This window comes from Microbacterium sp. MMO-35 (assembly GCF_037147555.1).
In the GTDB taxonomy this organism is placed as follows: domain Bacteria; phylum Actinomycetota; class Actinomycetes; order Actinomycetales; family Microbacteriaceae; genus Microbacterium.
Genome location: NZ_JBBCVH010000001.1, coordinates 474,031 through 493,817, shown reverse-complemented (window position 1 = coordinate 493,817; position 19,787 = coordinate 474,031). Strand labels below are relative to the sequence as shown.

Sequence of the window (19,787 nt, the reverse complement as noted above, 5' to 3'; positions counted from 1 at the left end):
ATGACCTGAGGCGGAGCGCCCGGTAGCGTATTACCGTGAACAGCTCCGTCGCCCGTCGTGTGCTCGGGCTGTCCGTCCAGGAGTGGGCGCTCGTCGGGATCACGATGATCTGGGGCGGCACGTTCCTCGTCGTGCACACCGCGATGCAGCACTCCGGGCCCTGGTTCTTCGTCGGGTTCCGCTTCCTCGCGGCCGGGCTCTTCGCCGCCGCGATCTTCTGGCGGTCGCTGCGGGGTATGTCCTGGCGCGAGCTCGGCGCAGGCGCCGCGATCGGCGCGGCCATCTACGGCGGCTACGGTCTGCAGACGGCGGGCCTCCAGACCATCGACTCCTCGACCAGCGCGTTCATGACGGCGTTCTACGTGCCGCTCGTGCCGCTGCTGCAGTGGCTCGTGCTGCGCAAGCCGCCCCGCGCGCTCACGCTGGTCGGCGCAGGACTCGCGTTCGTCGGCCTGCTGCTGGTCGCCGGGATCGGATCCCGGGGGATCCAGCTCGGCACGGGCGAGATCCTCACGCTCATCAGCACGCTGCCGATCGCCGGCGAGATCATCCTGATCAGCCTCTTCGGCGGGCGGTTCGACGTCGGACGGCTCACCGTGGTGCAGCTGCTCACCGCCTCGGTGCTGGGGTTCGCGACGATGCCGCTGGCCGGAGAGCCGATCCCCGCCTTCGACCCCGTCTGGCTGATCGCGGGGCTCGCCATGGGGCTGGCGAGCGGGCTCATCCAGCTCACCATGAACTGGGCGCAGCGTTCCGTGTCGGCGACCCGCGCCACCATCATCTACACGGGCGAGCCGGTGTGGGCCGGCGTCGTCGGACGGATCGCGGGGGAGAGGATCCCCCCGCTCGCGATCCTCGGGGCCGGGCTCATCATCGCCGGCACCCTGCTCAGCGAGCTGCAGCCCCGGCGCGCCGACGGCGGCGCGGCCGAGGACCCCGGGGCGGAGGATCCGGCGCCGGACGAGCCGGGCGACGACCGGGCGACGGACGACCGCGCGGAGGGTCCGGCGCAGGATCCGGAACCGGAGGGACGGGAGGCGGCGCCCCGAGCGGGCGCCTAGGATCCCGCGCGTAGACTGGACGGGTCCGCCCGACACGCCGCGGCGGCGCCGAGCCCGCGATGCCATTGCGGCGTGCTCGCCCCAAGCACAGGACCCGAGGATCCGTCATGTCAGCCACTCGCACGCTCACGCTGCGTCAGGTGCAGCTCGCGCGCGCCGCCCTCGCCGCGGTCGCGGCCCTCATGATCACGTTCTCGGCGGACCACTCGGCGACCGTGGGACTGGCGGTGTTCAGCGGATTCGCTCTGGTCACCGCGCTCATCCATATCCTCAGCGCCTGGCTGATGGCGCCTTCGGGCTGGCGCTGGCCCTTCATCCTGCTCGCCGCGGTGTCGATCCTCACCGGCATGGCCGGCGGTGTGCCCGCCTGGCGCTCCACCCCGATGTTCTTCGTGATGGTGATCGCCTGGGGGGCGCTGACCGGGCTCATCGAGCTCATCGCGGGCATCCGCGCCCGTCGGCTCGCGCGCACCGGCGACGCTCCGGCCGTGGTCGCCGACGGCGCCCGCGACGCGATCCTCGTCGGATCCCTGGGGCTGGCTCTCGCCGTCGGACTGCTGTGCGTGCCGACGACCTACGCGCTGCGTTACTCGATCGCCGAGGCGGGGTCGTTCACCTTGACCGGCATCACCCTCGCCGTGGGGATCTTCGGCGCCTATGCCGCGGTCGTCGCGGTGTTCCTGGGTATCGCGGGTCTCAGCCCGCGCTCCCGCACCTCCATCGACGCGGGTGCAGAAACCGCCGCCGCCGGGACGGCGCCGGCCGAGAACGAAGGATCCGCATGACCGAGAACACCAGGCGCAGGGATCTGTTCCGGCCGGTGCAGCTGATCGGGCTGTCGCTGCTGTGCGGCGTCTTCGCCGGGATGGTCACGCTGATCGCGACGGGCGCGTTCACCGACAAGGTGATGCGCATGGTCGACAAGGGCACCTACGCGGGCATCCCGCCGTGGAACCTCGCCTTCATCGTCACCGGCGGGATCTTCATCGCCGCACTGCTGATCCTGTCGATCCTGATCCTCGCGGTCGACCCCGCGGACTTCACCAAGCCGCACGACCGCCCCGTGCTCTACGACAAGACCGACGACGGGGATGCACCCGCAGACGGTGCCGCGGACGCCGGCAGCGCCCCGGGCGACGCGCCGCAGATCTGAGCCGCGGGGAATAGCGCGGGCCGGTCGAGCCTTGACCCGAAGGTGAGCATGACCGTCGACCGCGACTCTGTGGGATTCCGTTCCGAGCGCGGCCCCGTGCTGCTCTCACTGATGCTGGCCACGGGCCTCATCGCGATGGACGCCACCATCCTCGCGACGGCTGTGCCCAGCGTCGTGCACGATCTGGGCAGCTACCAGCAGTTCCCGTGGCTGTTCTCGGTCTACCTGCTCGCGCAGGCGGTGAGCGTGCCGATCTACTCGAAGCTCGCCGACACCGTCGGCCGCAAGCCGATCATCCTCATCGGGATCGCGCTGTTCCTGCTCGGATCCATCCTCTGCGGCTTCGCCTGGAGCATGCCCTCGCTCATCCTGTTCCGCCTCGTGCAGGGGCTCGGAGCCGGGGCCGTGGGCCCCATGGCGATGACGATCGTCGGCGACATCTACACCGTGTCCGAGCGGGCGATCGTGCAGGGCTACATCGCCAGCGTGTGGGCGATCAGCTCGGTCGTCGGCCCCGCCCTCGGCGGCGTGTTCGCGCAGCTCGACATGTGGCGGCTGATCTTCTTCATCAACGTCCCGCTGTGCCTCATCGCGGGGTGGATGCTGCTGCGGCACTTCCACGAGCAGGCAGAGCGCCGACGGCACCGGATCGATTACGTCGGGGCCGCGCTGCTGACCCTCGGGCTGACCGGCATCATCCTCGGCGTGCTCGAGGGCGGCAACGCCTGGGCGTGGCTGTCGCCGCAGAGCCTCATCTGCTTCGTCGGAGGGGCGGCCGCGATCGTGGTCTTCGCGCTCGTGGAGCGCCGCGCGGCCGAGCCGATCATCGACTTCCGCCTGATCTCGAGCCGGCTGATCCTCACCACGACCCTCGCCTCGTTCGCGATCGGCGCGCTGCTGACCGGCGTGACGAGCTTCGCGCCGGCCTACCTCGAGGGGTCGATCGGCGTCGTCCCGCTGCTGTCCGGACTGGCGGTCGCCGCCATGACCCTGGGCTGGCCGCTCTCGGCAGCCAACGCGGGCCGGCTGTACCTGCGCCGCGGATTCCGCTTCACGGCTCTCATCGGATCCGCGATCGCGACGATCGGCGCACTCGGGCTCGCGCTGATCGGCCCCTACCCCAACGCGTTCTCGCTCGCCGCGGTCGCGTTCGTGATCGGATTCGGCCTCGGCTGGACGGCGGCGCCCACGCTCATCGTGGCGCAGGCGTCGGTGGGCTGGGGAGAGCGCGGTGCGGTCACCGGCATGAACACGTTCGCCCGGTCGGCCGGAGCAGCCGTCGGCGTCGCCGTCTACGGCGCGATCTCCAACGCGGTGATGGCCGCCGGAGGGGGTTCGGGGGATCCGGCCACGGTCGTGCATGCGTCGACGTGGGTGTTCGTCGCGGCTGCGGTGACGGCCGCGCTCATGCTGCTCGCCATCTTCGCGATGCCGAAGGACCGCGCAGGCGAGTACTCCGGCGCGCCCGCGGCGGTGCCGGCCGAGGCCTGACCCCCGGGCGGTCCCGGCCCGGTGCGTGCGCCCGGGGCGTCCGGTCTGTGCGCCCGGGTCGTGCGGTCCGTGCGCCCGGGTCGTCCGGTCCGTTCGTCCGGTCGTCCTGTCCGTGTGCCCGGTCGTGCGGTCCGGGCTTGCCGTTTCGGCCCGGTGCTGGCTCGCGGTCACAGCCCGGGTCAGCCCAATTTCGGCCCGTTTCGCTCGGTTGCGGTAGGCCTTACGTCGACCCTCCCCGCACAATTCAGGTCAGAAACATGGGAACCCGCCGTTCCAGGCGCGGAACGGCGGGTTCTCCGAGGCCGGGCCTGAATTGCGCGGCCTCAACCACCGAACAGTGTGAACGCAGCCAGCGCGGCTACTTCGCCAGGGTCTCGGCGAGCCCGACGTAGGTCGCCGGGGTCAGCGCGAGCAGGCGCTGCTTGGCGGCGTCGCCGATCTCCAGCCCCTGCACGAACTCGGCGAGCTCGGCCGCGCCCACGCGGTGACCGCGGGTCAGCTCCTTGAGCAGCGCGTAGGGATCCTGGATCGTGGAGCGGCCGGCGACGACCTCCGCGCGGATCACCGTCTGGATCGCCTCGCCGAGCACCTCCCAGTTGGTGTCGAGGTCGGCGAGCAGCACGTCCCGCGAGAGCGAGATCTCGTTCAGGCCCCGGCGCAGGTTGTCCAGCGCGAGCAGCGAGTGCCCGAAGGCGACGCCGATGTTGCGCTGCGTCGTCGAGTCGGTGAGGTCGCGCTGCAGGCGGCTCGTGACGAGGGTCTGCGAGAGCGAGTTCAGCAGGGCGCCGGACAGCTCGAGGTTCGCCTCGGCGTTCTCGAAGCGGATCGGGTTGATCTTGTGCGGCATGGTCGAGGATCCGGTCGCGCCGGCGACGGGGATCTGCGCGAAGTAGCCCAGCGAGATGTACGTCCAGATATCCGTCGCGAGGTTGTGCAGGATCCCGCCCGCGTGACGCACGTGGTCGTACAGCTCGACCTGCCAGTCGTGCGACTCGATCTGGGTCGTGAGGATGTTGAAGTCGATCCCCAGGCCCTCGATGTACTCGCGCGCCAACTCCGGCCAGTCCACGGAGGGCTCGGCGGCGAGGTGCGCCGACCAGGTGCCCGTCGCGCCGGAGAATTTCGCCAGGTACTCGGATCCCTGGATCCGGGAGACGACGCGCTCCAGGCGCCAGGCGAAGACGGCGAGCTCCTTGCCCATGGTGGAGGGCGTCGCGGGCTGGCCGTGCGTGCGGGACAGCATCGCGGCGTCGGCGTGCTCGACCGCGAGTTCGCGGAGCTTGGCGATCACGTCCTGCAGGGCGGGCAGCCACACCCGCTCGACCGCGCGCTTGACGGTCAGCGCGTACGAGGCGGAGTTGATGTCCTCGCTCGTGCAGGCGAAGTGCGTCAGCTCGGCGATCGCGTCCAGGCCCAGGGCGGACAGGCGGTCGCGGACGAGGTACTCCACGGCCTTCACGTCGTGGCGGGTCACCGCCTCCTTCTCGGCGAGCCAGTCGATCTCGGCCTGACCGAAGTCGTGGTAGAGGCCGCGCAGGCGCTCCTTGTCGGCGTCCGCGAGAGGGGCGGTGCCGAACAGCGAGCGATCGGTGAGGGCGATCAGCCACTCCACCTCGACCTCGACGCGGGCACGGTTCAGGCCCGCCTCGGACAGGTAGTCGGCGAGGCCGGCGACAGCGGCGCGGTAGCGGCCGTCGAGCGGGCTGAGGGGCTGGACGGGGAGCGAGGCGGTCACGGGGGTCCTCCGGGAAGAGTCGTGGATCCGGGCCGCCGGTGTCACGGACGCGGCGGTCGGATGGCGGGTTCGAGCTGGCGGAACAGGCCGTGGCTCGCGCTCTCGATCATACCGAGCACCTCGTCGAACACCGGGGCGTCCGCGTAGTAGGGGTCGGGCACGTCCAGCGCGCCCTGGTGCTCGAACGAGGCGCCGTGGTGCTCGAAGGAGAGCAGCAGGGTCACCTTGCCCTCCTCGGACTCATCGCGCGCCCACTGCCGCAGGATCCGCTCGTGCGTGCGGTCCAGGGCGACGACCAGGTCGTTCTCGGCGAAGTCGTCGTAGGTGAACTGCCGGGCGCGGTGTGCCGAACCGTCGTAGCCGCGGCGGGCGAGGGCATCGATCGTGCGGCGATCCGCCTGCTCGCCGACGTGCCAGTCGCCGGTGCCCGCGCTCGTCGAGACGATGCGGTCGCCGAGACCCTGTGCTGCGGCGATGTCGCGGAAGACGACCTCCGCCATGGGGGACCGGCAGATGTTGCCCGTGCACACGAAGATCACGCGGAACGGGTCCGACTCGGTCATGGCTCCATTGTGCCGCACCGCGCCGGCCGCCCGAGTGCGGGGAGGGGCTCGCACGGTGGTCGTCCTGCACAGCGCGGAAGGCCCCGGGGGAGTGCACGGAGTGCGGCCGCCGCGCCCCGGGACGCTGCGCCGGAGCGCAGTGTGGATGCCATGCCGACCGTCGCCCCCGCCACCGCCGAAGGATCCTGGATGCTCGCCGAGGCGCTGCTGCGCTGCCTGAGCGCCCGCGATCGGCTCGACCGTGTGCTCGCCGATCTGCGTGCGCTCGTCGTCGACTGCGCCTGGAAGGCCCGCGCGATCGAGCTGATGCTCGACCGGTGCACCGAGCAGCAGCATGTGCTCACGGGGGTGGTCGATCTCCTGGAATCGATCGAGTCCGGGCTGCGGGCGGGGTGACGGCGTGGGCGGAGAGGTGGAGATCACCCACGGCGGGATCGTCGCGGTCGACCCCGACGGGCTGCGGGCGATGGCCGGCCGGGTGCGAGCTGATGCCGCGGCGGTGCAGGTCGCGCGGGAGGAACTGCTCGAGATCCCCGTGCTCGTCGAGGCGTCCGGGCTCGCCGCCCGGCTGCCGCTCGGGGGCCTCGGAGCGGTGTGGGCGGCCACGGGGCGTCTCGACGCGATCGACTCCGCGCTCGACGAGGTCGCGAGTGCGACGGCGACCATGGCGGACGTCTTCGAGATCGCCGAGCTGCGCGCGTGGCGTCAGATGCCGGGTCCGGCGGATCCGGAGCTCGTGAAGGGATCCCTGCACCGCATCGACGAGCTCCTCGCACGCAATCCGGGACTGGTGCAGATGCAGCGCGAACTGCGGGAGGGATGGGCGCGCGCTGTCTTCGACGGGTTCGCCGCCGTGCCGGGAGCCCCGCTCTCCGAGATGCAGGGAACCGCGGGCGACCTGCTCGCGGCGCTGAGCCCCGCCGTGCGGGTGGCCCTCCTGACCGGGGGCGCGACCGAGGCCGGCATGTCCCAGGGCGCCCTGCTTCTGCTGATGCTGCTGGCGCCGGGCCTCGGGCAGACGCCGCGCGCACCGCTCGAGCCGACACCGGGCGTCGTGTTCGTCGACGGGGTCCCCGGACCGGGCGCACCGGGGCGGGGCGCGGTGGGGCCGCGTCCCGGGGACCTGCTCCTCACGTCCCGCCCGGGGCGGCTCGCCGGCGGATCGACGGCCGCCGGTGCTCTGCCGGTTCCCGCGGCCCCGGCCTCCCTGAGCGACGCGATCAGCCGGATCCCCTTCGGCGAGGGGCCGCAGGTGCGCGTCGAGAGGTACGTCCTGGCGGACGGCTCGGCCCGCGTGGTGGCCTACGTCGACGGCACGCGGCCGGGGCGGCCGGATACGGAGCCCTGGGACATGCGGTCGAACGTGCAGGCGTATCTCCGGCGCGAGGAGTCCGACTCGTACAAAGCCACGGTCGCCGCCCTCCGGGCCGCGGGCGTGGACGAGAAGACGCCCGTCGACCTCGTCGGCTACTCGCAGGGCGGCATGAACGTCGACCTGATCGCACAGTCCGGCGCGTTCACCGTGCAGGGCGTCTACACGATCGGCTCGCCGGTCGAACCCGCGCTGCCCGGCGACGTGATGCACGTCGCCGTACGGCACACCGACGATCCGGTGGCCGGTCTCGCGGGAGGCGGGAGGCCGGACGGATCCGGGTCGCCGCAGAGCGTGGTGATCACGCGCGCGGCTGTGCCGGGTCACGGCATCGACGCGGGCATGCCCGCGCATCGGTTCGGGGAGTACCGCGAGACCGTGCAGAGGGCCGAGCAGTCCGGGGACCCGCGTATGACGGCGATCCGTGACCGATTCGCGGCCTATGACGGCGCGAGCCTGATCGACTCCACGGACTTCACCGCGACACGGGTGACGGAGTCGGGATGACGAGCGGGAGGGCGCCTCGTGGATCCTCAGCGATCCCGGTCGCGCTGGCGCTGCGGGCGCAGGATCGCGTTGAAGATCGCGTTGATGACGGCGATGAGGAAGGCCGCCACGATCGTCCAGCCGAAACCGCCGACCGCCAGCCCCCATCCCCAGAAGCCCGTGATCCAGGAGGTGAGCCAGAGCAGGAACCCGTTGATGACGAGCGAGATCAGCCCGAGGGTGAGGATGTACAGCGGTATCGCGACCACCTTCACCACGGTGCCGACGATCGTGTTCACGATCGCGAAGACCGCACCGATCGCGAGCAGGGTGACCACCAGGGGGATCTGGCCGCCCGGCGGGTACGGAGTGACCGTGACCTCGAGGATGGTGATCAGGCTCACGACCCAGATGGCGAAGGCGTTCACGACGACGCGGATGAGAAACCTCATGGGCTGATTCTCGCACTTGAAACCGGGATCCGGCGGGGAGTCTCGCCCGGAACGCGCGCGATGACGGGCCGGGCGCCAGGGCGGAGCGCGGATCTAGACTCGACCCGTGAGCGAAGAGATCCTGCCCCGCATCCGTGCCGAGATCGCGGCCCTCCCGCCGTACCGTCAGGGCAAGCAGGCCGGCGCCGATGCGTTCAAGCTGTCCAGCAACGAGAACCCGTTCGAGCCGCTGCCGTCGGTCGTCACCGCCCTCACCGCCGGCGCGCCGATCAACCGCTACCCCGATGCCACGGCCGCGGCGCTGCGTGCGCGGATCGGCGAACGCTACGGCGTCGCCCCCGACGCGGTGCACGTCGCCTCGGGCAGCGTCGCGATCCTCTACCAGCTGGTGCAGGCGGCGGCCACGGTCGGCGATGAGGTCGTCTACGCCTGGCGCTCCTTCGAGGCGTATCCGGGGCTGCCGCTGGTGGCGGGGGCGACCGGCGTGCAGGTGCCGCTGACCGCCGACGCCCGCCACGACCTCGACGCGATGGCGGCGGCGATCACCGACCGCACCCGCGTGGTGATCGTGTGCACGCCGAACAACCCGACCGGCCCGATCGTGACCAGCGCCGAGTTCGCGGCCTTCGTCGAGAAGGTGCCGCGGGACGTGCTGATCGTGCTCGACGAGGCCTACGCCGAGTTCGTCACCGCCCCCGACGCCGTCGACGGCCTGGCCGAGCGCATCTTCGAGGCGCATCCCAACGTCGTCGTGCTGCGCACCTTCTCCAAGGCGTACGGGCTCGCCGGCCTCCGCGTCGGCTACGCGATCGGCAACCCGCGGGTGCTCGACGCCGCCCGCACCACGGCGATCCCGCTCTCGGTCACGGCCGCCGCGGAAGGCGCCGCGATCGCGAGCCTGGACGCCGAGGAGGAACTGCGCGCCAGGGTGGCCGTCATCGTCGAGCGCCGGGCGGAGCTGCGCGACGGCCTGCGCGCCCAGGGGTGGGACGTGCCCGATGCGCAGGGCAACTTCGTCTGGCTGCCCACGGGCGAGGCGACCGCCGACGTGGCCGCGGCGTTCGAGGAGGCGGGTCTCATCGTCCGCGCCTTCCCGGGAGACGGCATCCGGATCTCGGTCGGCGAGGCGGAGTCGCTTCCCCGCGTGCTCGCCGTCGCCGCCGCGCAGCGCGCCTGACGCCCCGGGCGACGCCCGCCGTCCGCGCTTCGCCCGCCGTCCGCACGTCCGTCCGTCGTCCGCGCGTCCGTCGTGCGCGCGCCCCGCACGTCCGCCCGCGCGTCCGCCCGCACGTCCGTCCGCACGTCCGTCCGTTGTCCGTCCGTCCGCCGTCGCACGAGGCGCTCGACGGGGCCGCGAGAGATGCAAGGCATCCCACGCAAAAAGCTAGGGGGACCTGGCATAAATGCATGGGACACCTGGATATCCGCGAGCCCGCATGCGTCCGTGGGGATCGTCACAGGACCTCCGGCATCGTTTGTGCGCACCCTCCACTGCGAAGCGCGAAACGTCGGTTAGCGTAGACAAGGTGACTGACGCCGATATCCCCGTCGTCCGCGTCCTCGACGCCGACGGAAGCTACGCCCCGAACGCCGCGGCGGAGGAGTATCTGCCTCTGATCGAGGCGCTCCCCGATGGCGAGATCGAGCAGTTCTACCGGGACATGGTCGCGATCCGCGCGATCGACACCCAGGCGACCAACCTGCAGCGCCAGGGCCAGCTCGCTCTCTGGCCGCCGAGCCGGGGGCAGGAGGCGGCCCAGGTCGGATCCGCCCGCGCCGCCCGTCCGCAGGACACGATCTTCCCGTCCTATCGCGAGCACGTCGTGACCCGTATTCGCGGTGTGGATCCGGTCGACATCATCAAGCTCATGCGCGGCACCTCGAACGGCGGCTGGGATCCGACCGATCCCCGCAACGGCAACACGCGCATCTACACCCTCGTGCTCGGCTCGCAGACCCTGCACGCCACGGGACTGGCCATGGGGCTCGTCTTCGACGGCAAGTGCGGCACGGGTGACCCGGATCGCGACGAGGCCGTCATGGTCTACTACGGCGACGGCGCCTCCAGCCAGGGCGACGTGCACGAGGCGATGGTGTTCGCCGCGAGCTACCGCACCCCCGAGGTCTTCTTCCTGCAGAACAACCACTGGGCGATCTCGGTGCCGGTGAGCACACAGTCCCGCGTTCCGCTCGTGCAGCGCGGTATCGGCTACGGCATCCCCTCGGTGCAGGTGGACGGCAACGACGTGCTTGCGAGCTACGCGGTGACCCGCCGGGCGCTCGACGAGGCACGGGGCGGCGACGGCCCGCGCGCGATCGAGGCCGTCACCTACCGCATGGGCGCGCACACCACGAGCGACGACCCCACGAAGTACCGCGGCAGCGACGAGGAGCAGGAGTGGGCGCGGCGCGATCCGATCGCCCGCCTCCGCGCCCACCTCGAGCACCGCGGCGCGGCCGGATCCGTCTTCGCCGACGCGGAGGCCGAGGCGGCCGAGGCGGCGGAGGACCTGCGGGTGCGCACCCTCGAGCTCACCTCGCCGGGGCCCGAGGCGATCTTCGACCACGTCTACACCGATCCGCACCCGCTCATGGCCGAGCAGAAGGCCTGGCAGGCGCAGTACGAAGCCTCGTTCGCGGCAGAAGGGCAGGGGGGCCACCGATGAGCACCATTGAGACGACCGCGGGCACGAGCATCGAGACGATGCCGTTCAGCAAGGCGCTGAACGCGGGGCTGCGCAAGGCGATGGAGGACGACCCGCGCGTCATCCTCATGGGCGAGGACATCGGCGCGCTCGGCGGCGTTTTCCGCGTCACCGAGCACCTGCAGCGGGACTTCGGCCCGCAGCGGGTGCTGGACACCCCGCTCGCCGAGTCGGGCATCGTCGGCACCGCGATCGGCCTGGCGATGGGCGGGTTCCGCCCGGTCATCGAGATCCAGTTCGACGGCTTCGTCTTCCCCGCCTTCGACCAGATCACCACGCAGCTCGCGAAGATCACGGCGCGGCATCAGGGCGCGGTGTCGATGCCGGTCGTGATCCGCATCCCCTACGGCGGGCACATCGGCGCGGTCGAGCATCACCAGGAGAGCCCCGAGACCTACTTCGCGCACACCCCGGGCCTCCGCGTGGTGTCGCCGTCGACGCCGAACGACGCGTACTGGATGATCCAGGAGGCGATCGCCTCGAACGACCCGGTCGTGTTCCTCGAGCCCAAGAGCCGCTACTGGCCCAAGGGCGAGGTCGACCTCGCCGCGCCCGCGCTGCCGCTGCACGCCTCGCGGATCGTGCGCCGCGGATCCGACGTCACCCTCGTCGGTCATGGCGCCATGGTGTCGACGCTGCTGCAGGCGGCGGCGCTCGCCGAGACGGAGGGCACCAGCTGCGAGGTCGTCGACCTGCGCTCGCTCTCGCCCGTCGACTACGGGCCGATCCTCGACTCCGTGCGCTCCACGGGCCGCATGGTCTACGCGCAGGAGGCGCCGGGGTTCGTGAGTCTCGGCAGCGAGATCGCCGCGACCGTCATGGAGCGCGCGTTCTACGCGCTGGAGGCGCCGGTGCTGCGGGTGTCGGGCTACGACACCCCGTTCCCGCCCGCGAAGCTCGAGGGCGTCTACCTGCCGGATCCGGACCGGATCCTCGAGGCCGTCGATCGATCCCTCGCGTACTGATGGATCGCACAACTCAGGCCGGCCGGTTCCGGAACGCCCGAATCACGCCTTGCGCCACGGGTGGCCGAGGCTCCAGCCTGAATTGCGCGTCCGCCTCGCTCCGAAAGGAAACCCGATGAGCACCCAGACCTTCACCCTCCCGGACGTCGGCGAGGGGCTGACCGAGGCCGAGATCGTCACGTGGCGGGTCGCCCCCGGCGACGTCGTCGCGGTCAACGACGTGATCTGCGAGATCGAGACGGCCAAGTCGCTCGTCGAGCTGCCGTCGCCGCACGCCGGCACCGTCGGCGAGCTGCTGGTGCCCGAGGGGAAGACCGTCGACGTCGGCACCGCGATCATCACGTTCGTGTCCGAGGGAGCCGCCCCGGCCGCGTCGTCCGCCGCCCCCGCCGCCCCCGCCGCGGAGGAGGGATCCGGATCCGTGCTCGTCGGTTACGGCTCCGGTGCGGAGGCCACCTCGCGCCGGCGGCGTCCGGCGGAGCGCCCCGTGCGCTCCACGGTCGGCGTGATCGCGAAGCCGCCGATCCGAAAGTTGGCGCGCGACCTCGGCGTCGATCTGACGCAGGTCTCCCCGTCCGGCGCCGACGGAGAGGTCACCCGCGACGACGTCATGAAGCACGCCGAGCAGGCGAGCGTGTTCCGCAACATCCAGACCCCCGAGTGGGGCGACGTGCGGGAGGAGACCGTGCCCGCGCCGCAGCCCGCTCCCGTGGGCCTGGCCCGCGGGATCTCGCCCGCCCGGGCCGGCGCCGACGAGAGCCGCACCGAGTCGATCCCGGTCAAGGGCGTGCGCAAGGCGACGAGCTCGGCCATGGTGCAGAGCGCCTACTCGGCCCCGCACGTGACCGTGTGGAAGGAGGTCGATGCGACCCGCACCATGGAGCTCGTGAAACGCCTCAAAGCCTCGCCCGACTTCGCCGACATCAAGGTGTCGCCGCTGCTGATCGTCGCCCGCGCGGTGATCTGGGCCGTGCGCCGCACCCCGATGGTCAACGCCGCATGGATCGACACCGCCGACGGCGCCGAGATCGCGGTGCGCCACTACGTGAACCTCGGCATCGCCGCGGCCACCCCGCGGGGCCTGCTCGTGCCGAACATTAAGGACGCGCAGGAGATGGGCATGAAGGATCTCGCCCGCGCCCTGAACCGGCTCACCACGACGGCCCGCGAGGGCAAGTCGACGCCCGCCGACCAGCAGGGCGGCACCATCACGATCACCAACATCGGCGTGTTCGGGATGGACGCGGGCACCCCGATCATCAATCCCGGCGAGGCCGGCATCGTCGCCATGGGCACGATCAGCCAGAAGCCGTGGGTCGTCGACGGCGAGGTGCGCCCGCGCTGGGTGACGACGGTTGCCGGCTCCTTCGACCACCGCGTCGTGGACGGCGATGGCATGAGCCGCTTCATCGCCGACGTCGCCGCCGTCCTCGAGGAGCCCGCCCTGCTCGTGGACTGAGAGGGATCCTGGTCCGTTCGGGGCTCGCTCAACGACCCCAGGCGAGCCCTCCGGCTCAGGCGTGCAGCCGCTGGGCCACGAGCTGCGGGAGGCCGACCGTCCGCGCGGCGGCCAGGGCTGTGGACACCGCGCCCTCCAGCACGATGTCGGCCCCGAGGCGGGAGCGCAGGATCGTCGGCGCGGGAAGGTCGAGCAGCGGGCGCAGCACGTCGCGGGCCGCGTCCAGGACGGGCTGGATGCTCTCGGCGATCGCGCCGCAGACGATCACGCGGTCGGGGTCGTAGGTGCTGCCGAGCACGGCCACCACCCGGGCGAGGAACGCACCGGCGCCGCGGACCACCTGCGCCGCATCGGGGTCGCCGGAAGCGGCGAGGGCGAGGATCCGGTCCGCGCGCAGGCCGCCGGCGTCGAGGTCTGCGAGCGCCCCGCGCGGTGACGCCGCCCCCGAGGCGAGCAGTTCGCCCGCGATCCGCGTGATCGCGGGCCCCAGCCCCTCCGCCGAGTCCACGCCGCGCACGTGGTCGAAGAGCACCATCTCGCCCACGCCGCCGTGCGCGCCGTGCAGGATGTGCCCGTCCACGACGGCGCCCGCGCCGAACCGCTCGCCGGCGATGAGCGCGATGTAGTCGCGGCAGCCGACCGCCTCGCCCAGATCGCCCTCGGCGGCGGCGGCGAGCACGGCGTCGTTCTTGATCTCGACGACCGGCGCCCACCCCGCCAGCAGCTCGGCGAGGCCGGGGTTGGTGCGCTCCCAGAAGCCGTCGGGGTGCGGCGGCGACGACCCGTTGCGCGCGACGGGGGCCGCGACGCCGGCGCACAGCGCCAGGACGCGGTCGCGGGGGACTCCGCTCGCGGTCAGGGCGGCGTCGAGACGGGTGAGGATCGCCGTGCGCCGCTGACCCACGGTGTGCTGCGGATCCAGGTCGGCGCGGACGTGCGCGAGCGGCGTGCGCGCCAGGTCGGTCACCGTCACGCCGAGGTGGGTGTCCCCGGCGTCCAGGGCGATCACGGCGCCGAGATCGGACGGCAGCTCGAAGCGCCGGGCCGGGCGGCCCGCGGAGTACTCGCCGGCGTCGCGCGCGTTCGCGAGCTCGCGGATCACCCCGGCCGCCACCAGGGTGTCGATCGCGTCGATGGTGGTCGAGCGGGTGAGCGAGGCGCCCGCCATCGCCTCGGTCGCGGTGAACGGGCCGCGCCCCCACGCGAAGTCCAGCACCTGGCCGAGGCTCGGTCGCGCGGCGCCCGCGGCCGTGGCCGGCGATGCGCCGGTCCCGGGAACCCTGACGGGCCCCGCGCCGCGATCGGCGGGGGTCGTGTCGGGCGCGGTCGTTCTCGGCATTCGTGCTTGACCTCTCGGGTGGACCTCTGTCAGAGTATCCCTTGCCCGAGTTAATTCGGGAACAAAATCTAATCTCCGGAACAAGATCCGGGCCGAGGACGGCCGGATCCCGGAAGGGACGAGGACAAGGGTGTCTGCAAGAAGCACGCGGATCGCGAGGGCGCTCGCCGCCGTCGCCGCGCTCGCCGTCGTCGGGGGAGCCCTCGCGGGCTGCGCCCCCGCCGACGGGCGCGAGACGATCCGCTTCACGTTCAGCAAACGCGAGGCGATCGACTTCATGACCAAGAAGGTCGCGGAGTACAACGCCTCGCAGGACAAGGTCCGCGTGGTCATCGACACCTCGGGCGTCGACGTCGTCTCGGCGAGCTTCGTGCGCGGCAACCCGCCCGACCTCATGCTCGCCAACTACAACATGGAGGTCGCGCGCTTCGTCTCGCGTTGCGCGCTCAGCGACCTGAGCGGCACGAAGGCCGCGGGCCAGATCGCCGACACGTACCAGCCGCTGCTCGACCAGTACGGCACCTGCGCCGGCCGCACGAGCGCCCTGCCGTACTCGGTCATGGCCGCATCGGTCATCTACAACAAGCAGATCTTCGCCGAGCACCACATCGCGGTGCCGACCACGTGGGACGAGCTCATCGCGGCCTGCGACGCGCTCAAGGCCGCCGGGGTCACCCCGTTCTACGCGACGCTCAAGGACGACTGGACGGTCGGACAGGGCTGGTACGACTACGCTGCCGGCGGATCCCTCGACGTGCTCGACTTCTTCCAGCGGCTGAACGCCGAAGGGGCGGAGGTCGGACCCGGCTCCGACACCTCGTTCCAGAAGGACTTCGCCGAGCCCATGGCCAAGATGCAGCAGCTGCTCGGCTCCTACGTCAACAAGGACGCAGCGAGCCGCGGCTACGGCGATGGGAACCTCGCCTTCTCGAAGGGGCAGGCCGCGATGTACCTGCAGGGCCCGTGGGCGTTCAGTGAGATCGCGAAGACCGCACCCGACCTGCCGCTCGGGACGTTCCCGCTGCCGATGACCGACAGCACGAAGGATCTGAAGGTGCGCGTCAATCTCGACCTCGCCGCGATGATCCCCGAGGGATCCCGGCACAAGGCCGCCGCGCGCGACTTCCTCGAGTACCTGTATCAGCCGCAGAACATCGAGGCGTACAACGCCTCGCAGCTCGGGTTCACGCCCACCGCCTCTGCGGCCGCGCCGGACGACCCCCGCATCGCCGGGATGATCCCGTACGTGGACAGGGGGCAGGTCTATCAGGGGCCGTCGGTGCTGGTGCCGAAGACGATCCCGGTCTTCAACTACGCGCAGGCGATGGGGCTGGGCGCGAAGCCCGCGACGACCCTCGCCACGATGGACGCCGACTGGGCCCGGCTCGCGTTCCGCGCGCCGGCGGCCCGTGACACGAAGGGAGCGGCGAAGTGACCACCACGACCACGATCGTCACCCAGGGCGATCGCACGGCCCGCCGGAGCACCCGCCGCGTCGAGCCGATCTACTACCTGTTCCTGCTGCCGAGCCTGATCCTGTTCACGCTCGCGATCACGGTCCCCGCGATCATCGGCATCTTCTTCAGCTTCACCGACTCCATCGGCATCGGCGACTGGAGCTTCAACGGGGTGACCAACTACGTCGCCGCGTTCAGCGATCCCGCCATCCTGCAGAGCTACCTGTTCACGTTCGGGTTCTCCCTTGCGACGGTGATCGTGGTGAACGTGATCGCGTTCCTGCTCGCGGTCGGGCTCACCTCGCGGATCCGGTTCAAGGCCGGGCTGCGCACGATCTTCGTGATCCCCATGGTGATCTCGGGCATCATCATCGCCTACGTCTTCAACTTCCTCTTCTCGAACTCGATCCCCGGGCTCGGGAACGCGACCGGGATCGAGTGGCTGCAGACGAGCATCCTCGCGAACCCCGACTTCGCCTGGGTCGCGATCGTGATCGTGACGGCATGGCAGGCGATCCCCGGCACGCTGCTCATCTACATCGCGGGGCTGCTGTCGGTGCCGGGCGAGGTGTACGAGGCCGCCGCGATCGACGGGGCCTCCCAGACGCAGCAGCTCACCCGCATCACGGTGCCGCTGGTGTTCGGCTACGTCGTGATCAACGTGATCCTCGGGTTCAAGGGCTTCCTCAACGCCTACGACATCATCGTCGGCCTCACCAACGGTGGTCCGGGCACGGCGACGCGCAGCGTCGCGATGACGATCATCGCGGGCTTCAACGGCGGCGACTACGCCTATCAGATGGCCAACGCGACCATCTTCTTCGTCGTCGCCATCCTCATCTCCCTCCTCCAGCTGTCGCTGACGCGCGGAAGGAACGCACTCTGATGTCGACCCAGACCCTCCTCACGACCGAGGCGCTCACCACCGTCAACGCCCGGGGTCGCCGGCCGCGCGTCCGCATGGAGCGCGTGAACTGGTCGGGCACGATCATCCTGATCCTGTGCGCGATCACCGTGCTGCTGCCGCTGTACGTCACGATCTCGATGGCCTTCAAGACCACGAACCAGGCCGTGGACGGCAACGCCTTCTCGCTGCCGGCGCCCTTCTCGATCGACGGCTTCGTGCAGGCGTGGAACCTGACGACCTTCCCCGTCGGCGCCGGGATCTCGCTGTTCGTGACAGCCGGCACCGTCGTGCTCACGATCGTGCTCGCGGCGTTCGCGTCGTACGCGATCGTGCGCAACTGGGATCGGAAGCTGTTCCGGTACTCGTTCTTCTACCTGCTCGCGGCGATGTTCATCCCGTTCCCCGTGGTCGCGCTGCCGCAGATCCAGCTCACCGGTCTCGTGCACCTGGACAACCCGTTCGGCGTCGTCATCCTCGCCACGATGTTCCAGCTGAGCTTCAGCGTGCTGCTGTTCACCGCGTTCCTGCGCTCGATCCCGCTCGAGCTCGAGGAGTCCGCGCGCATCGACGGAGCGAGCACCTGGCAGACGTTCTGGCGGATCATCTTCCCGCTGCTCGGGCCGATGAGCGCCACGGTCGGCATCTTCGCGTTCCTCTACGCCTGGAACGACTTCATGATGCCGTCGCTGATCATCTCGGATCCGGCCTTGCAGACCCTGCCGGTGAGGCAGAACCTGTTCCAGACGCAGTTCAGCAACAACTACAACGTGTCCTTCGCCTCGTACCTGATGGCCATGGCCCCCGCGATCGTCGCCTACCTGTTCACGCAGCGCTGGGTGATGGAGGGCGTGACCCAGGGCGCCGTCAAGGGCTGACGCGCCCCGCCCCGAGACCACCCGAACCGCCCACCCCAGAAGGGAACCCCATGACCGATGCAGTCCTCGCCGCCGACCCGCGCGTGATCGGATCCGACGATGCCGCCGCCTGGTGGCGTCAGGCCGCCGTCTACCAGATCTATCCGCGCAGCTTCTCGGATGCGGACGGCGACGGTCTCGGCGACATCCGCGGCGTCGTCGAGAAGGCCGACTACCTCGCCGGCCTCGGCATCGATGCGGTCTGGCTGAGCCCGTTCTATCCCTCGGAGCTCGCCGACGGCGGCTACGACGTCGCCGACTACCGCGACGTGGATCCGCGCCTGGGAACCCTCGCCGACTTTGACGACCTGATCGCGGCCCTGCACGCCCGCGGCATCAAGGTCATCGTCGACATCGTGCCGAACCACTCCTCGGACCGGCATGCGCTGTTCCAGGCCGCGCTCGCCGCGGGGAAGGGGTCCCCGGAGCGCGACCGGTACATCTTCCGCGACGGCCTCGGCGAGAACGGGGAGCTGCCGCCCGCCGACTGGCAGTCGTGCTTCGGGGGTCCGGCCTGGGAACCGGTCGGCGACGGCCAGTGGTACTTCCACTACTTCGCCACGGAGCAGCCCGACTTCAACTGGGACAACCCCGACGTGCACGAGGAGTTCCTGACCACGCTGCGGTTCTGGTCGGACCGCGGAGTCGACGGGTTCCGCATCGACGTCGCGCACGGGCTCAGCAAGGATCTGCCGGCCGTGCTGCCGAGCCAGGCCGAGCTCGACGCACGGGACACCACCGACGGGCAGCACCCGCTGTGGGACCGCGACGCGGTGCACGAGATCTACCGCGAGTGGCGGCAGGTGTTCGACGAGTACGACCCGCCGCGCATCGCGGTCGCCGAGGCCTGGGTCGCCACGGCCGAGCGCCGGGCGAAGTACGCCACCACCGACGGGCTGGGCCAGGCGTTCAACTTCGACCTGCTCGAGGCCGACTTCGACGCCGCGCAGTTCCGCGAGATCGTCGCCGACAATCTCGCGCAGAGCGCGGCGACCGGATCCAGCTCGACCTGGGTGCTGTCGAACCACGACGTGGTGCGTCACGCGACCCGGTACGGCCTCGCGCCCCGCCGGGGAAACCTCGCCAAGCAGGGCTCGGCCTGGATCATCGCCGGCGCCCCGGCCGACCAGCTCGACCTTGCGGGCGGCAGCCGGCGGGCGCTCGCCGCGTCGCTGTTCCTGCTCGGGCTGCCCGGCAGCGCCTACCTCTACCAGGGAGAGGAGCTCGGCCTGCACGAGGTCGGCGACATCGCCCCCGAGGACCGGCAGGACCCGGCGTTCTTCCGCGGAGCGGATCCCGACCGCGACGGCCTCGGCCGCGACGGCTGCCGCGTGCCGCTGCCGTGGACCGGTGACGGTGCGTCGTTCGGGTTCGGCGCCGCGGGTGCGCACATCCCGCAGCCGGCGTGGTTCGCCGACTACGCGGTCGCGGTGGAGGACGCGGATCCGGAGTCGTCGCTGAACACCTACCGTCGCGCGCTCGCGCTGCGGCATGAGCTGCAGACCGGCGAGGACCTGGAGTGGATCGAGACGGGGCGCGACGACGTGCTCCGGTTCGCCCGCCCCAACGGCTGGCAGGTCGTGACCAACTTCGGCACCGAGCCGTTCGCGCTCGCCGCGGGCGAGGAGCCGGTGCTCGGCACGCTCGTCGACGGTGCGGTGGCCGGCGAGAGCACGGTCTGGCTGCGCGGCTGAGCCGGCCCGATGCGGTCGGGCGGACGCGCGCTCC

The 19,787-nt window shown here is 71.2% G+C and carries 18 protein-coding genes; 14 read left to right on the top strand and 4 right to left on the bottom strand.

All coding sequences use genetic code 11. The features are described 5' to 3' along the window. Positions 1-35 precede the first annotated feature (35 nt). From WFJ01_RS02190 to WFJ01_RS02175, 4 genes are all read left to right on the top strand, one after another. Entirely contained in the window at positions 36-1,061 is a 1,026-nt protein-coding gene (locus WFJ01_RS02190; RefSeq protein ID WP_336628074.1) for a DMT family transporter, read from the top strand. Between the two features lie 107 nt (positions 1,062-1,168). Next, the gene (locus tag WFJ01_RS02185) at positions 1,169-1,846 is read left to right on the top strand and encodes an acyl-CoA synthetase (protein ID WP_251443538.1); all 678 of its coding nucleotides are present in this window, start codon (positions 1,169-1,171) and stop codon (positions 1,844-1,846) included. Then, a complete protein-coding gene (locus WFJ01_RS02180) occupies positions 1,843-2,214 on the top strand; it encodes a hypothetical protein (protein ID WP_292882637.1) in 372 nt (123 codons plus the stop codon). Before WFJ01_RS02185 ends, WFJ01_RS02180 begins: the two co-directional genes overlap by 4 nt. Before the next feature lie 48 nt (positions 2,215-2,262). Then, positions 2,263-3,705 (top strand): MFS transporter, encoded by a 1,443-nt coding sequence (locus tag WFJ01_RS02175; RefSeq protein WP_336628073.1) that lies wholly within the window; start codon positions 2,263-2,265, stop codon positions 3,703-3,705. A 358-nt stretch (positions 3,706-4,063) separates the two neighbouring features. Here WFJ01_RS02175 and purB read toward each other — a convergent pair whose 3' ends face one another. After that, on the bottom strand, positions 4,064-5,440 hold the full coding sequence (gene purB / locus WFJ01_RS02170; RefSeq protein ID WP_336628072.1) for an adenylosuccinate lyase: 1,377 nt from the start codon (positions 5,438-5,440) through the stop codon (positions 4,064-4,066). A gap of 41 nt (positions 5,441-5,481) precedes the next feature. Beyond that, on the bottom strand, positions 5,482-6,003 hold the full coding sequence (locus tag WFJ01_RS02165) for a low molecular weight protein-tyrosine-phosphatase (protein ID WP_251443529.1): 522 nt from the start codon (positions 6,001-6,003) through the stop codon (positions 5,482-5,484). A 150-nt stretch (positions 6,004-6,153) separates the two neighbouring features. On the opposite strand from WFJ01_RS02165, the gene WFJ01_RS02160 reads away from it, so the two are divergent. Both WFJ01_RS02160 and WFJ01_RS02155 read left to right on the top strand, forming a co-directional pair. Continuing rightward, positions 6,154-6,399 carry a hypothetical protein gene (locus tag WFJ01_RS02160; protein WP_292882651.1) on the top strand — a complete coding sequence of 82 codons (246 nt, stop codon included), beginning with the start codon at positions 6,154-6,156 and terminating at the stop codon, positions 6,397-6,399. A 4-nt stretch (positions 6,400-6,403) separates the two neighbouring features. Continuing rightward, a complete protein-coding gene (locus WFJ01_RS02155; protein ID WP_336628071.1) occupies positions 6,404-7,882 on the top strand; it encodes a hypothetical protein in 1,479 nt (492 codons plus the stop codon). 26 nt (positions 7,883-7,908) lie between these two features. On the opposite strand, the gene WFJ01_RS02150 is transcribed toward WFJ01_RS02155, so the two are convergent. Beyond that, a complete protein-coding gene (locus WFJ01_RS02150; protein ID WP_251443522.1) occupies positions 7,909-8,313 on the bottom strand; it encodes a phage holin family protein in 405 nt (134 codons plus the stop codon). A gap of 106 nt (positions 8,314-8,419) precedes the next feature. Here WFJ01_RS02150 and WFJ01_RS02145 point away from each other — a divergent pair, with 106 nt between their 5' ends. The 4 genes from WFJ01_RS02145 (at position 8,420) to WFJ01_RS02130 (ending at position 13,442) form a co-directional block, all read left to right on the top strand. Then, positions 8,420-9,490 carry a histidinol-phosphate transaminase gene (locus tag WFJ01_RS02145; RefSeq protein ID WP_336628070.1) on the top strand — a complete coding sequence of 357 codons (1,071 nt, stop codon included), beginning with the start codon at positions 8,420-8,422 and terminating at the stop codon, positions 9,488-9,490. Positions 9,491-9,839: 349 nt separating this feature from the next. Next, complete coding sequence (locus tag WFJ01_RS02140; protein ID WP_336628069.1) at positions 9,840-10,979, top strand: thiamine pyrophosphate-dependent dehydrogenase E1 component subunit alpha; 1,140 nt, start codon at positions 9,840-9,842, stop codon at positions 10,977-10,979. Further along, positions 10,976-11,983 (top strand): alpha-ketoacid dehydrogenase subunit beta, encoded by a 1,008-nt coding sequence (locus WFJ01_RS02135; RefSeq protein WP_336628068.1) that lies wholly within the window; start codon positions 10,976-10,978, stop codon positions 11,981-11,983. The genes WFJ01_RS02140 and WFJ01_RS02135 overlap by 4 nt, the downstream gene beginning before the upstream one ends. A gap of 115 nt (positions 11,984-12,098) precedes the next feature. Then, complete coding sequence (locus tag WFJ01_RS02130) at positions 12,099-13,442, top strand: dihydrolipoamide acetyltransferase family protein (RefSeq protein ID WP_336628067.1); 1,344 nt, start codon at positions 12,099-12,101, stop codon at positions 13,440-13,442. A 55-nt stretch (positions 13,443-13,497) separates the two neighbouring features. Here WFJ01_RS02130 and WFJ01_RS02125 read toward each other — a convergent pair whose 3' ends face one another. After that, on the bottom strand, positions 13,498-14,781 hold the full coding sequence (locus tag WFJ01_RS02125) for an ROK family protein (protein ID WP_336628066.1): 1,284 nt from the start codon (positions 14,779-14,781) through the stop codon (positions 13,498-13,500). Positions 14,782-14,911: 130 nt separating this feature from the next. Here WFJ01_RS02125 and WFJ01_RS02120 point away from each other — a divergent pair, with 130 nt between their 5' ends. The 4 genes from WFJ01_RS02120 to WFJ01_RS02105 are packed head-to-tail and all read left to right on the top strand — an operon-like array spanning position 14,912 to position 19,753. Next, positions 14,912-16,216, top strand: a complete 1,305-nt coding sequence (locus tag WFJ01_RS02120; protein ID WP_336628065.1) for an ABC transporter substrate-binding protein — start codon at positions 14,912-14,914, stop codon at positions 16,214-16,216. Next, entirely contained in the window at positions 16,213-17,124 is a 912-nt protein-coding gene (locus WFJ01_RS02115; RefSeq protein ID WP_292882670.1) for a carbohydrate ABC transporter permease, read from the top strand. Before WFJ01_RS02120 ends, WFJ01_RS02115 begins: the two co-directional genes overlap by 4 nt. After that, complete coding sequence (locus WFJ01_RS02110; RefSeq protein WP_251443499.1) at positions 17,124-18,020, top strand: carbohydrate ABC transporter permease; 897 nt, start codon at positions 17,124-17,126, stop codon at positions 18,018-18,020. The genes WFJ01_RS02115 and WFJ01_RS02110 overlap by 1 nt, the downstream gene beginning before the upstream one ends. A 50-nt stretch (positions 18,021-18,070) precedes the next feature. After that, the gene (locus tag WFJ01_RS02105) at positions 18,071-19,753 is read left to right on the top strand and encodes a glycoside hydrolase family 13 protein (protein ID WP_292882676.1); all 1,683 of its coding nucleotides are present in this window, start codon (positions 18,071-18,073) and stop codon (positions 19,751-19,753) included. Positions 19,754-19,787 lie beyond the last annotated feature (34 nt).

Coding starts and splice junctions, on each gene's coding strand:
- WFJ01_RS02185 (WP_251443538.1), top strand. CDS start 1,169: ATGTCAGCCACTCGCACGCTCACGCTGCGTCAGGTGCAGCTCGCGCGC.
- WFJ01_RS02180 (WP_292882637.1), top strand. CDS start 1,843: ATGACCGAGAACACCAGGCGCAGGGATCTGTTCCGGCCGGTGCAGCTG.
- WFJ01_RS02175 (WP_336628073.1), top strand. CDS start 2,263: ATGACCGTCGACCGCGACTCTGTGGGATTCCGTTCCGAGCGCGGCCCC.
- WFJ01_RS02165 (WP_251443529.1), bottom strand. CDS start 6,003: ATGACCGAGTCGGACCCGTTCCGCGTGATCTTCGTGTGCACGGGCAAC.
- WFJ01_RS02160 (WP_292882651.1), top strand. CDS start 6,154: ATGCCGACCGTCGCCCCCGCCACCGCCGAAGGATCCTGGATGCTCGCC.
- WFJ01_RS02150 (WP_251443522.1), bottom strand. CDS start 8,313: ATGAGGTTTCTCATCCGCGTCGTCGTGAACGCCTTCGCCATCTGGGTC.
- WFJ01_RS02135 (WP_336628068.1), top strand. CDS start 10,976: ATGAGCACCATTGAGACGACCGCGGGCACGAGCATCGAGACGATGCCG.
- WFJ01_RS02130 (WP_336628067.1), top strand. CDS start 12,099: ATGAGCACCCAGACCTTCACCCTCCCGGACGTCGGCGAGGGGCTGACC.
- WFJ01_RS02125 (WP_336628066.1), bottom strand. CDS start 14,781: ATGCCGAGAACGACCGCGCCCGACACGACCCCCGCCGATCGCGGCGCG.
- WFJ01_RS02110 (WP_251443499.1), top strand. CDS start 17,124: ATGTCGACCCAGACCCTCCTCACGACCGAGGCGCTCACCACCGTCAAC.
- WFJ01_RS02105 (WP_292882676.1), top strand. CDS start 18,071: ATGACCGATGCAGTCCTCGCCGCCGACCCGCGCGTGATCGGATCCGAC.